Raw genomic sequence first — 11,006 nt, 5'->3', positions numbered from 1 at the left:
CCGTCACCTTGCCGGTGGCGCTGTGGACGCAACCAGCACAGGCCGTGTCGGCCCAGGCCTGGGGTGCCTTTGCCTACCTGGCGGTGTTTTCGCAGTGGCTGGGCTTTTTTGCCTGGTACCGGGGGCTAGCGCTGGGCGGCACGCTGCGCGTCAGCCAGGTGCAGCTGGTGCAGCCCTTTGTGAGCATGCTGTGTGCCGTGCCGCTGCTGGGCGAGACGCTGGACGCGGTAACCGTGGGCTTTGGCCTGGCCGTCATCGCGGTTGTTTTCATCGGCAAACGCATGCCGGTGCGTTGATTTTCAGGAGTCTCTATGGATATGCAAGTTTTCGCCGCGCTGTCGCTGTTTGCCTTTGTCAGCTCCATCACCCCCGGCCCCAACAACCTGATGCTGCTGGCATCCGGCGTGAACCACGGCTTTCGCGCCACCTTGCCGCACATGGCGGGCATTTCGACTGGCTTCTTCATTTTGCTGGCCTCGGTGGGTCTGGGACTGGGCCTGCTGTTTGCACAGGTGCCACAGCTCTACCTGGTGCTGAAATGGCTGGGTGCAGCCTATCTGCTGACTCTGGCCTGGGGCGTGGCCACCGCCGGGGCCCCCAAAGATGCCGAAGCCACCCACCCGCTGGGCTTCTGGGGCGCGGCGGGCTTCCAGTGGGTCAACCCCAAGGCCTGGGTGATGGCCGTGGGGGCGTTCAGCAGCTACGTGCCCGCCCACAGCGGCAGCGAGGTGGTGGTAGGTGCAGCGGCATGGTTTGCCTTCATCGGCATCCCGGCCATCAGCCTGTGGGCGCTGTGCGGCAGCCGCCTGCGCCACTGGCTGCGCATCCCCCGCTACCGCCGGATTTTTAACGGCGTGATGGCCGTTTTGCTGGTCGCCTCGCTCGCCCCCATGCTGGCTTAGCTCACAATCTATCTCCAACCTAATTGCACAAAGTTCCCCCATGAGCACCCCTTCCAACCCCTGGCAACTCGCCGCCCGCACCGAAAAGATGAACTCGTCGGCCATCCGCGAAATCCTCAAGGTCACCGAGCGCCCTGGCATCATCAGCTTTGCCGGGGGCCTGCCCTCGCCCAAGACCTTTCCGGTGGCTGAATTTGCCGCTGCCTGCGAAAAGGTGCTGCACGAAGACGGCAAGGGTGCGCTGCAGTACGCCGCCAGCGAAGGCTACGGCCCGCTGCGCGAAATCGTCGCCGCCGGCCTGCCCTGGAACGTGGAACCCGCCCAGGTACTGATCACCACCGGCTCGCAGCAGGCGCTGGACCTGATCGGCAAGGTGCTGATCGACAAAGACAGCAAAGTGCTGGTGGAAACGCCTACCTACCTGGGCGCACTGCAAGCCTTTGCGCCCATGGAGCCCCAGGTAGTGAGCGTGGCCTGCGACGACCAGGGCGTGGACCTGGACGACCTCAGCGCCAAAGCCGACAAAGCCCGCTTTCTGTACGTGCTGCCCAATTTCCAGAACCCGACCGGCCGTACCATGCCCGAAGCCCGCCGCGCCGCGCTGATCGAGCGCGCCGCCACCCTGGGCCTGCCGCTGGTGGAAGACAACCCCTACGGCGACCTGTGGTTTGACGCGCCCCCGCCCGCGCCGTTGACCGGCCGCAACCCCGACGGCTGCATCTACATGGGCTCGTTCTCCAAAGTGCTGGCCCCCGGCCTGCGCCTGGGCTACGTGATTGCTCCCAAGGCCATGATGCCCAAGCTGCTGCAAGCCAAACAAGCCGCCGACCTGCACAGCCCCAGCTTCAACCAGCGCATGGTGGTGGCGGTGATGCAAGACAACTTCCTGGCCCGCCACGTGCCTACCATCCGCACGCTGTACAAAGCCCAGCGCGATGCCATGCTGGCCGCGTTGACCCGCGAAATGCCAGCGGGCGTGAGCTGGAACACCCCCGACGGCGGCATGTTCCTGTGGGCCCGCCTGCCCGAAGGCGTGCATGCCGTAGATTTGCTGCCCAAGGCGGTGGACAAGGGCGTGGCCTTTGTGCCCGGCACCGCTTTCTACGCTGACAACGCCGACCCGCACACCATCCGCCTGTCGTTTGTGACGGCCAGCGTGGAGCAGATCAATATCGGCATCAAGGCTTTGGCCGACGCTATCCGATCTTTGTGATGCAGCAAAACCGCCCGTTCCAGCAAGTCGACGTTTTCACCCCCACCCCCTACCAAGGCAACCCACTGGCAGTGGTGATGGACGGCACGGGCTTAAGCGACGCGCAGATGCAGCGCTTTGCCAACTGGACGCATCTGTCGGAGACCACTTTCCTGCTGCCACCCACCGACGCGGGCCGCTCGGCGGGGGCGGACTACCGGGTGCGCATCTTCGACCCGAAAAGCGAGCTGCGCTTTGCCGGCCACCCCACGCTGGGCAGTTGCCACGCCTGGCTGCAGGCGGGCGGTCAGCCGCGTGCGCCCAAGATGGTGGTGCAGGAATGCGCGGTAGGGCTGGTGCAGATCCGTCGCGAAGGCAGTCGCCTGCTGTTCGCCGCCCCCACGCTCAAACGCAGCGCCCCCAGCGCCAGGGTGCTGGCCCAGGTAGCCGCCGCGTTGGGCCTGAAGCCGCGCGACGTGGTGGCCGCCCAGATGCTGGACAACGGCCTGCCATGGCTGGGCATCCTGCTGGACAGCCCGCAAACCGTGCTGCAGTTGGCCCCCGACCACCTGGCGCTGAAAAACACCGGCCTCGTGGTGGGTGTGGCCGGGCTGTACCCGGTGGCAGATGCCCCCCAGCTGATCGCCCGCTCCAGCCGCGAAGCCCGCGCCTTTGGCCGCAGCGCGCCGGTGGAGGCGGCCGACGAACCGCACATGGAAGTGCGCGCCTTTGCCGCCGCCGTGGACGTGCTGGAAGACCCTGTCACCGGCAGCCTGAACGCCAGCCTGGCCCAATGGCTGATCGCCGACGGCTACGCACCCGAGCAGTACCTGGTGAGCCAAGGCACCTGCCTGGACCGCGCGGGCCGCGTGCACATCGAATGCGACGCGCAAGGCCAGGTGTGGGTGGGCGGTGCGTCCGTCACCTGCATTGACGGGCAGGTGTTTTTATAAGCCTTTCAGGCCACCAGCGCTTATTGCATCTGCGCAAGCAGCTCCGTATTTAATAGCACATCACACCGCTTGGTCCCACGGCGGCTCGGGCGGAAAGCGCTCGGCCAGAAAGTCCAGCATGGTCCGCAACGCCGCCGACATGTTCTTGCGCGAGGTGTAGACGGCGTAGATGCCCAGCTCGCGCTGCTGCACCGCGGGCAACAGGGCCACCAGTTGCCCGGTGTGCACCAGCGGCGCGGCCATGAAGGTGGGCAGCAGCACCACACCCACCCCGGCCACGGCGGCCTGCAGCAACGACGTAGATTCGTTGGCACTGAGGTTGCCGCCCACCGCCACGGAAGACGGCTGGCCGTCCAGCACGTAGTTCCACAGCGTTTTGCCGTAGTACGAATGCGTCAGGCAGTTGTGCAGGCCCAGGTCTTCCATGCGCCGGATGGGCGGGTGCGCGCGCAGGTAGTCGGGCGAGGCGCAGACCATGGAGCGGCACACCGTGAGCCGCCGGGCAATCAGGTTGGGGTCGAGTTCATGGCTGATGCGCACGGCCAGGTCGATGCGCTCTTCCACCAGGTTCACCGCCCGGTCTAGCAGCACCAGGTCCACTGAGACGGCCGGGTAGCGCTTCACAAACTCGGCCACCGCCTCCGCAAACTGCATCTGCCCGAAGGAGGTGCTGACGGTGATGCGCAGCAGCCCCTGGGGCGTGGTCTCGGGCACCGCTACTGCCGACTGCATGTCGGTGGTCAGCGCCAGCACCGCGCGGCAGCGCTGCAGGGTCTCAAGGCCCGCCGGGGTCACGCTGAGCTTACGGGTAGTGCGGTGCAGCAGGCGCGCCCCGGTCCAGGCCTCCAGCTCGGCAATGTAGCGCGACACCACCGAGCGCGACAGGCCCAGCATATCGGCGGCCGCCGTCTGGCTGCCGCTGTCCACCACGGCCACAAACACCTGCATGGCCTTCAAGGTATCCATAGGATTCGACCACTTTTAGAAACAAACTATGCTGAATTTTAGGGTATTTCTAATCAATAGACACAACTAACATTCCCCCATCGCAACACAAACTTCCTGGAAAACCCCATGACCCCCTTCTCTACCGCCGCCCGCTGGGCCCTCACCGCTGTCGCCGCTGCCACCCTGGCCGCACCCGCCCTGGCCGCTGGCCCACTCAAGCTGGAGGTGTACAACCCCGGCCACGACGCGATCTTCCCCGTCTCGTCGGTACTGGTCACCGGCGACAAAGACGCGGTACTGATCGACGCGCAATTCGGCGCATCGCAAGCCGCCAAAGTGGTAGAGAAAATCCGCGCCAGCGGCAAAAACCTGACCACCATCTACATCAGCCACGGCGACCCAGACTACTACTTCGGCCTGGAGACCGTGCACGCCGCCTTTCCCAACGCCAAGATCGTGGCCACCCCGCAGACCGTGGAACACATCAAAGAAAGCGCCGCGGGCAAGCTGGCTTACTGGGGCCCCATCCTGAAGACCGACGCGCCCAGCGCCACCCTGCTGCCCGAGGTGCTGCAAGGCCACACGCTGACGCTGGAAGGCAAAAAGCTGGAGATCAAGGGCGATGCCCAGCCCGACCGCAGCTTTGTCTGGATTCCTTCCCTGCAGGCGGTGGTGGGCGGCATTCCGCTGGCCAACAACCTGCACGTCTGGATGGCCGACACCCAGACCCCCGCGTCCCACACCGGCTGGCTGGCCACGCTGGCCCAGATCCAGAAACTGAAGCCCAAGGTGGTGGTGCCCGGCCATTACCTGGAAGGCCCATCCAGTTCGCTGAACGCCGCCAAGTACACCGCCGACTACATCAAAGCCTTCGACAAGCACACCGCTACCGCCAAAGACTCGGCCGAACTCATCGAGGCGATGAAGAAGGAATTCCCCGCAGCAGGCGAAGTCAGTTCGCTGGAACTGAGCGCCAAGGTGGCCAAGGGCGAAATGAAATGGTAGCCCTGCACGGCTGAGCTTAGCCGCTTGCTACCAAAATAAGAGCTACTCGCGCAGGTGGAATCTGCGCCAGTCGCTCTTTTTTTATGTAAATCCATCCACCGTCAAACGGATGGTGCCGATGGGCTCCCGCACCCCCGCCGCGCCAAAACTGCGCTCGACGATCTGCACCCGGTCCCGCGCATGCTGCACCAGCGTGCTGGCGCGGGTGCCGTAGTGCGGCATGTGCACAAAGGCGGCGGACAAGGCCCGCTCCAGTTCCAGGCTGACGCCGGTGGCCGGTAAGTCGGCATCGTCGGCCACGCAGGTGTCGGCCAGCAGGTTCCACAGAGCGGACTCCAGCGCCGGGCTGATATCCGGCGACTCGGCGGCCTGGTGGGCTTGCAGCACCTCGGCAAACGCGGTGCGCAACTGCACAAGCTTCGGCCAGGGCGTGTCGAAATCGGCATTCGACACCGCCCAGACACCGGGCTTGGGTGTGAAATGGCGCTGGTGCCGGCTCTCGTAGGCCACCAGGTTCTGGCCGTCAAACAGCAGCAGGTTGAAGGCATTGAATGCGTTCGACTGCCCGGCCAGCGCTTGCGCAAAGTCGTCGGCGCTCTGATCGCTTTGCAAGAAGGCGGTGACGAGGCCGCCGCGCGACGGTGCATCGGCGCGGTGGTGGCCCGGATCGCGGTAATTGGTCAGTGCCGCCAACCGCCCGCTGGGCCGGTGCACGCCCATCCAGGTACCAAAGCCCTGCAAGTCCTGCCCGGCCACAGTGTGGCCGTCGGCCCAGGAGTGCAGGGCGGTGGTAGGCCGGACATAAAACTCGTCGCGGTTGGCGGCGATGGTCAGCGGCGCGCGGGCACCGGGCTGCCATTGGAAGGCCAGCAGGCACATAGGGGGTCGATGGAACTCAGGTCAGGGAGAACCGTTCGCTCGGCAGCGCGTCTTTGGGGTTGGGGCCAAACCGGTTGGACCCGGGCTGGCTGTCGCGCACGCTGAACACCAGCAGCACGATGGCCCCGACGACGGGAATCAGCGCAATCAGCAGCCACCAGCCGCTGCGGTCTACGTCGTGCAGCCGCCGCACCGCCACGCCCAGCGAGGGCAGCAACATGCCGATGCTGAAAATGCCCGACAGCACGCCCATGCCCGCATGCTTGTTGTACGAGCCGGCCAAGCCGTCGGCAATGCCCAGCACGATGGAGATGCCACCGTAAAACAGAAAGAAGTACCAGTACTCGCTGCGTTGTGCGCGTCCCGAAAAGACGGCGTATTTCTTCAGGGCTTCGACAAACCAGTCCATCTTTTTCTCCCACTGCATCCAGGCGATATGCCTGTCGAAATTATGGCCGGATTGGGGGTTTTTTATTTGTGATGCATCACCTAAAACCGCGGCTGCACGCTATCAAAACCATAACTACTTACGCAGGCAACATATGCGATGGCAGGCTATTTGGCTTATAAATCCGGCAGCACCAGCAGGTGTACCTTCGCCGCCACATCGCGCCATGCGGCGTGGTCGGGCAAGGATGGCTGCACACGGCGGATGGGCGGCCAGTGCCCGCTCTTGGCCAGACGGGCGTTGAGCGCGATGTAGGGGCGCTGCGCCTCGGTGGCCTCTGCCGCGTTGACGATGGCGTTAACCGGGCATTCGGGCACACACACCGAGCAGTCGATGCAGGTGTCGGGGTTGATAGCCAAGAAGTTCGGCCCGGCCACAAAGCAGTCCATTGGGCACACGGCCACGCAGTCGGTGTATTTGCACTGGATGCAGGGTTCGGTGACGATGAAGGGCATGGGCCATCATCGCAGACGAAGATAACGCTGTGGCCGCGCGCTCACAGCGCCGCTGTGACCGGCATGCCAAAGCGCAGGGCCTGAATCACCAGCCCGCTGCGGTAGTAAAAGCGGTGTGCCTGCACATTGCCCAGCGCCGTGTCCAACACCAGGCGTTCGCAGCCCTGGCGACGGGCCTCGGCCTGCAGACCGTGCAGCAGTTGGGCAGCATGGCCGCCTCCGCGCTCGGCGGCATGGGTGACCAGGTCGTCCACGTACAAAAAGCGGCCGTAGACCAGGTTCTCTTGCACGCGGAAACCGGCCAGCGCCACGGCTTGGCCACCGTGCAGCAGCGCCAACAGGCGGTAGCCGGTGGTGGCCTGGCGCTGGAAGCGCAGCAGCCATTCGTCGGCCGTGCCCAGTTGCGGGCGCAGTTGCAGCATCAGCGCGTGGCAAGCGCGAACGTCGGTGGCATCCACCATTTCGACCAGACCATCGGCGGCGGGCATCAGGCCACCGTCGGTGCAAAACCCAGTGCAATGGCGATGCGATTCCAGGCGTTGATGGCGACGATGGCCACGCACAGGTGGGCGGCTTCAGCCTCGCTGAAGACCTCGCGCAATGCGGCCCAGGCGGCATCGGGTGCGCCCTGGCGGCGGATGTCGGTCAGGTGCTCGGTCCAGGCCAGCGCAGCCAGTTCACGGGGCGCATACATGCCCGCCTCGCGCCACACCGGCAGCATGTCGATCTTGGCTTGCGGCAAGCCCGCCTTGTGCGCCAGGTCCAGGTGGTATTGCACGCAGTAGGCGCAGCCGTTGATCTGCGACGCGCGCAGCTCCAGCAACTCGATCAACGGCGCGTCCAGGCTGCCGTGGGGGGCCGCGCCCAGACCGTACAGGGCGGCAACGGTCTTGGGGGCCAGGCGCTCAAAGTCAGGGTAACTGAGGCGGGTTTGGGAGGTAGACATGGCTTTTCCTAAAAGAGGTGCTGAAAGAAGAACCCCGATTTTCAAACTACACTGGCCCAGAAATTGGTCCGATTCCATCCAAAATGGCTAGTCCACTTTTTACCGCCCCATGGCCTCCAAACCCACCCAGCCCGCGCTGATCGGCGACCTGCCGCTGGGCACGCCTGCACCCGGCGAAGGCCTGCAGCGCTGGCTGCACGGTGCGCTGCGCCGGGCCATCCTGGACGGGCGGCTACCGGCCAACAGCATCCTGCCCAGCACGCGCAGTCTGGCGTTGCAGCACGGCCTGGCCCGTGGCACCGTGCAGGCGGCCTACGACCAACTCATGTCCGAGGGCTACCTCCTCACCCGGCCCGGCAGCGGCACGCGGGTCAGCCACAGCCTGCCGGATCTGGCCCTGCATGCGGGCCCGGCCCCCCGCCGCATGGGTAACGGAGCCCCGGGAGCCCCGGCCCACCCGGCAACGCCCACCGGCCCCTGGCTGCAGCGCCTGGCCGGTCTGGAGCCCGCCTTCCCGCTGGGTGCGGCGCGCAGCGGCAACACCCCGCCCCAGCCTTTCGCCCCGCACCGCTGCGATGTGCGCGCCTTCCCTATCGACCTGTGGCGACAGCTACATGCGCGCCAGCTGCGTCCGTCCCGGCTGCACACGCTGTGGGACGGCGACCCGGCCGGCCTGCTGGCGCTGCGCCAGGCCATCGCCGCGCACCTGGCCATTGCCCGGGGCGTAGCGGTATCGGCGGCGCAGATCGTGGTGGTGGGCAGCGTGCAGCAGGCGCTGGACCTGTGCACGCGCCTGCTGCTGGCGCCCGGCGACGCGGTGTGGATGGAAGACCCCGGCTACCCCGGCGCGCGGCAAATTCTGCTGGCCGCGGGTGCCCAGGTGGTGGATGTGCCGGTGGATGCCGACGGCCTGCGCGTGGCAGACGGCATGCGCCTGGCCCCGCAGGCCCGGCTGGCCTGCGTCACGCCGTCGCGCCAGGCCCCGCTGGGCGTGGCCCTGTCGCCCGAGCGGCGGCTGGCGCTGCTGCGCTGGGCCACGGAGCACCAAGCCTGCATCTTCGAGGACGACTACGACAGCGAATACCGCTTCGTCGCCCAGCCCATCCCCGCGCTCGCCAGCCTGCCCGGTGCCGCGGCGCACGTGGTGTTGGCGGGCACCTTCAGCAAGCTGTTGTTCCCGGCCCTGCGCCTGGCCTACGTGGCGCTGCCCCTGCACCTGGTGGAGCCGTTTCAACGCGCCGCGTCGCTGACTGCGCGCCATGCCAACGGCCTGGCCCAGGCAGTGCTGGCCGACTTCGTGGCCGACGGCCATTTCGACCGGCACGTGCGGCGCATGCGCAAGATCTACGCCGCCCGCGCCGCCGCTTTCGAGCAGGCGGCCCACACGCATTGGCGCGGCCTGATTGAGGTGCCCACGGTGCAGGCCGGGCTGGACGTGGTGGGGCGGCTGGTGGGCATGGACGAGGCTACCGCCGTAAAGCGCCTGGCGCAGGCGGGCATCACCGCCGCGCCGCTGGGGCGCTACACCAGCAGCCACTGCGTGGGCCAGGGCCTGGTGATGGGGTTTGCGCCTTTTGACGAAGCCGCCATCGAGCAGGCCGCGCGCCAAATGGCGGTGGCTTTGCGCCGCTGAGCCCGCCACCATTTTTAAAGAAGACAGGCCTCCAGCCCAGATAACACCTGCGGTAGCAGCTACTTTTTACATAGCAATGCGCATTACTTCAGCTCGATCTCCACAAACACAAACTCGTAGCTGTTCGCATTGATGACGTTGTGCACCACCCCCGCCGGGCGGGTGTACGACAGCCCGGCCGTCAGCTGCACCTCGCGCACGCCGCTGGGCTCTTCCAGGCGCAGCACGCCGGTGGTCATGGGCACGACGATGTAGTCCATGGCGTGGGTGTGGAAGCCGGTGTCGGCCCCCGGCGCAAAGCGCCATTCGGTGACAGTGGTGCGCTCGTTGTCGATCTGGACGGTAGGAATGGCGTGCATGGTGGGCCTGTGGAAAGAGTGGATATGAGTATGCACAAGGCTTGCGAACTCCTACATTCATAGCAGCCTGCGCAGGTGGAACAAGCGCAGGCGGCCTAAAAGGCATATAGCCTCAACGGGCTCACCGCAAAATGAGCACAGGCGTATGCGAATGCGTCAGCACGTGCTGGGTTTCGCTGCCCAGCAGCAGGCGCTGGATGCCTTTGCGGCCATGGGAGGCCATGACGATCAGGTCGGCGTTGTACTTGGTGGCGGCGGCGATGATGCCTTCGGCCACCAGCTCAGACTGCACCACCACGGCCTCGGCATGCACCCCCTTGTCCAGCGCACCGGCCAGGTAGGCATTGACCACCAGTTGGCCGTCGTCGATCCACTGCTGTTCGATGCGGGCCGAGTCATCCATGCTGACCGGGATGGAGCCTTCAAAGTAGGTCCGGGCGTAGCGCGGCACCACCTTGACGATGACCAACTTGGCCCCCGTGAGCGCGGCCAGGTCGACGCCGCTGGTGACGGCCTTGTGGGACAGATCGGACCCATCGGTAGCGACAAGAATACTGGTGTACATAGTGATCTCCAGGAGTTAGTCCATTCAGATTAGCCCTATTTATCGGCTTTGGCGTTGATCTGCGTCAAACGCGGCACTGTCCTACACCGGTACGCTTGCCCCCATGTCTGCCATCCTTGCGCTTCCTCTCCCGTCGGCACCGGTCTGGCTGGACGACCCGGTGGACTGGGCAGCGTTTACCCAGCCGTCCGCCCAATGGCCTGCCTGCCAGGAATCGCAGCTGCGGATCGAGGGCATGCACTGCGCGGCCTGTGCGCTGTCGGTCGAGCAAGCCTTGCGCGCCGTACCGGGTGTGCGGCTGGCCGAGGTGGGAGCGGCATCGCAGCGGGCGCGGGTGGTCTGGTCGGCGGCGCACACCCAGCCCTCGCAGTGGCTGGCGGCGGTGGAACGGGCTGGTTACCACGCCATTCCCGCGCTGGATGCCCCCGAGCGGGCGCGCCGCCAAGCAGAGCAGCGCCGTGCCCTCTGGCGCTGGCTGGTGGCGGGCTTTTGCATGCTGCAGGTGATGATGTACGCCCTACCCGCCTACGTGGCCGGGCCGGGCGAAATGACGGAGGACATGGCGCAGCTGATGCGCTGGGCCTCGTGGGTGCTGACACTGCCGGTGCTGGTGTTTTCCTGCGGGCCATTTTTTGCCAATGCCTGGCGCGACGTGCGCCAGCGCCGCGTCAGCATGGACCTGCCCGCCGCGCTGGGCATGGCGGTAACCTTTGCCGTCAGC

At 66.0% G+C, this 11,006-nt stretch carries 15 protein-coding genes; 7 read left to right on the top strand and 8 right to left on the bottom strand.

Translation table 11 applies throughout. The features are described from left to right. The 4 genes from ABI213_RS18010 to ABI213_RS17995 form a co-directional block, all read left to right on the top strand. Nucleotides 1–296: DMT family transporter (locus ABI213_RS18010; protein ID WP_348028086.1), on the top strand; the 296-nt coding region annotated here is incomplete at its 5' end. 15 nt (nucleotides 297–311) lie between these two features. Next, the gene (locus ABI213_RS18005) at nucleotides 312–902 is read left to right on the top strand and encodes a LysE family translocator (RefSeq protein ID WP_348007384.1); all 591 of its coding nucleotides are present in this window, start codon (nucleotides 312–314) and stop codon (nucleotides 900–902) included. Between the two features lie 40 nt (nucleotides 903–942). Further along, nucleotides 943–2,115, top strand: coding sequence for a PLP-dependent aminotransferase family protein (locus tag ABI213_RS18000; RefSeq protein ID WP_348007383.1), 1,173 nt, complete (start codon nucleotides 943–945; stop codon nucleotides 2,113–2,115). Continuing rightward, nucleotides 2,115–3,047 carry a PhzF family phenazine biosynthesis protein gene (locus tag ABI213_RS17995; RefSeq protein WP_348007382.1) on the top strand — a complete coding sequence of 311 codons (933 nt, stop codon included), beginning with the start codon at nucleotides 2,115–2,117 and terminating at the stop codon, nucleotides 3,045–3,047. Before ABI213_RS18000 ends, ABI213_RS17995 begins: the two co-directional genes overlap by 1 nt. 60 nt (nucleotides 3,048–3,107) lie before the next feature. On the opposite strand, the gene ABI213_RS17990 is transcribed toward ABI213_RS17995, so the two are convergent. Then, nucleotides 3,108–4,013: a LysR family transcriptional regulator gene (locus tag ABI213_RS17990; protein ID WP_348007381.1), complete on the bottom strand. Its 906-nt coding sequence runs from the start codon at nucleotides 4,011–4,013 to the stop codon at nucleotides 3,108–3,110. A gap of 108 nt (nucleotides 4,014–4,121) precedes the next feature. On the opposite strand from ABI213_RS17990, the gene ABI213_RS17985 reads away from it, so the two are divergent. Beyond that, a complete protein-coding gene (locus ABI213_RS17985; RefSeq protein ID WP_348007380.1) occupies nucleotides 4,122–5,000 on the top strand; it encodes an MBL fold metallo-hydrolase in 879 nt (292 codons plus the stop codon). 81 nt (nucleotides 5,001–5,081) lie between these two features. On the opposite strand, the gene ABI213_RS17980 is transcribed toward ABI213_RS17985, so the two are convergent. The 5 genes from ABI213_RS17980 to ABI213_RS17960 form a co-directional block, all read right to left on the bottom strand. Next, nucleotides 5,082–5,879 (bottom strand): NRDE family protein, encoded by a 798-nt coding sequence (locus ABI213_RS17980; RefSeq protein WP_348028084.1) that lies wholly within the window; start codon nucleotides 5,877–5,879, stop codon nucleotides 5,082–5,084. Nucleotides 5,880–5,895: 16 nt separating this feature from the next. Continuing rightward, nucleotides 5,896–6,288 carry a DUF805 domain-containing protein gene (locus ABI213_RS17975; protein ID WP_348014783.1) on the bottom strand — a complete coding sequence of 131 codons (393 nt, stop codon included), beginning with the start codon at nucleotides 6,286–6,288 and terminating at the stop codon, nucleotides 5,896–5,898. A gap of 155 nt (nucleotides 6,289–6,443) precedes the next feature. Continuing rightward, on the bottom strand, nucleotides 6,444–6,782 hold the full coding sequence (fdxA, locus tag ABI213_RS17970; RefSeq protein ID WP_348028082.1) for a ferredoxin FdxA: 339 nt from the start codon (nucleotides 6,780–6,782) through the stop codon (nucleotides 6,444–6,446). 41 nt (nucleotides 6,783–6,823) lie between these two features. Further along, nucleotides 6,824–7,270 (bottom strand): GNAT family N-acetyltransferase, encoded by a 447-nt coding sequence (locus ABI213_RS17965; RefSeq protein WP_348028080.1) that lies wholly within the window; start codon nucleotides 7,268–7,270, stop codon nucleotides 6,824–6,826. Then, entirely contained in the window at nucleotides 7,270–7,728 is a 459-nt protein-coding gene (locus ABI213_RS17960; RefSeq protein WP_348028078.1) for a carboxymuconolactone decarboxylase family protein, read from the bottom strand. The genes ABI213_RS17965 and ABI213_RS17960 overlap by 1 nt, the downstream gene beginning before the upstream one ends. A 109-nt stretch (nucleotides 7,729–7,837) precedes the next feature. On the opposite strand from ABI213_RS17960, the gene ABI213_RS17955 reads away from it, so the two are divergent. Next, on the top strand, nucleotides 7,838–9,361 hold the full coding sequence (locus ABI213_RS17955; protein ID WP_348028076.1) for a PLP-dependent aminotransferase family protein: 1,524 nt from the start codon (nucleotides 7,838–7,840) through the stop codon (nucleotides 9,359–9,361). A gap of 83 nt (nucleotides 9,362–9,444) precedes the next feature. On the opposite strand, the gene ABI213_RS17950 is transcribed toward ABI213_RS17955, so the two are convergent. Both ABI213_RS17950 and ABI213_RS17945 read right to left on the bottom strand, forming a co-directional pair. Next, nucleotides 9,445–9,720, bottom strand: coding sequence for a cupin domain-containing protein (locus ABI213_RS17950; RefSeq protein WP_348028074.1), 276 nt, complete (start codon nucleotides 9,718–9,720; stop codon nucleotides 9,445–9,447). Between the two features lie 121 nt (nucleotides 9,721–9,841). Continuing rightward, entirely contained in the window at nucleotides 9,842–10,285 is a 444-nt protein-coding gene (locus ABI213_RS17945; protein WP_348007375.1) for a universal stress protein, read from the bottom strand. Nucleotides 10,286–10,388: 103 nt separating this feature from the next. On the opposite strand from ABI213_RS17945, the gene ABI213_RS17940 reads away from it, so the two are divergent. Further along, nucleotides 10,389–11,006, top strand: a 618-nt coding sequence (locus tag ABI213_RS17940; RefSeq protein ID WP_348028072.1) for a cation transporter, incomplete at its 3' end; no start/stop codon positions are given.

Origin of the sequence: Rhodoferax sp. (assembly GCF_039922535.1) — a bacterium.
In the GTDB taxonomy this organism is placed as follows: domain Bacteria; phylum Pseudomonadota; class Gammaproteobacteria; order Burkholderiales; family Burkholderiaceae_C; genus Rhodoferax_B.
The sequence above is the reverse complement of the archived record's forward strand: the minus strand, read 5'-3'. Positions and strand labels throughout refer to the sequence as shown.

Coding starts and splice junctions, on each gene's coding strand:
- ABI213_RS17985 (WP_348007380.1), top strand. CDS start 4,122: ATGACCCCCTTCTCTACCGCCGCCCGCTGGGCCCTCACCGCTGTCGCC.
- ABI213_RS17965 (WP_348028080.1), bottom strand. CDS start 7,270: ATGCCCGCCGCCGATGGTCTGGTCGAAATGGTGGATGCCACCGACGTT.
- ABI213_RS17980 (WP_348028084.1), bottom strand. CDS start 5,879: ATGTGCCTGCTGGCCTTCCAATGGCAGCCCGGTGCCCGCGCGCCGCTG.
- ABI213_RS17950 (WP_348028074.1), bottom strand. CDS start 9,720: ATGCACGCCATTCCTACCGTCCAGATCGACAACGAGCGCACCACTGTC.
- ABI213_RS17990 (WP_348007381.1), bottom strand. CDS start 4,013: ATGGATACCTTGAAGGCCATGCAGGTGTTTGTGGCCGTGGTGGACAGC.
- ABI213_RS17975 (WP_348014783.1), bottom strand. CDS start 6,288: ATGGACTGGTTTGTCGAAGCCCTGAAGAAATACGCCGTCTTTTCGGGA.
- ABI213_RS18005 (WP_348007384.1), top strand. CDS start 312: ATGGATATGCAAGTTTTCGCCGCGCTGTCGCTGTTTGCCTTTGTCAGC.
- ABI213_RS17955 (WP_348028076.1), top strand. CDS start 7,838: ATGGCCTCCAAACCCACCCAGCCCGCGCTGATCGGCGACCTGCCGCTG.
- ABI213_RS17960 (WP_348028078.1), bottom strand. CDS start 7,728: ATGTCTACCTCCCAAACCCGCCTCAGTTACCCTGACTTTGAGCGCCTG.
- ABI213_RS18000 (WP_348007383.1), top strand. CDS start 943: ATGAGCACCCCTTCCAACCCCTGGCAACTCGCCGCCCGCACCGAAAAG.
- ABI213_RS17995 (WP_348007382.1), top strand. CDS start 2,115: ATGCAGCAAAACCGCCCGTTCCAGCAAGTCGACGTTTTCACCCCCACC.
- fdxA (WP_348028082.1), bottom strand. CDS start 6,782: ATGCCCTTCATCGTCACCGAACCCTGCATCCAGTGCAAATACACCGAC.
- ABI213_RS17945 (WP_348007375.1), bottom strand. CDS start 10,285: ATGTACACCAGTATTCTTGTCGCTACCGATGGGTCCGATCTGTCCCAC.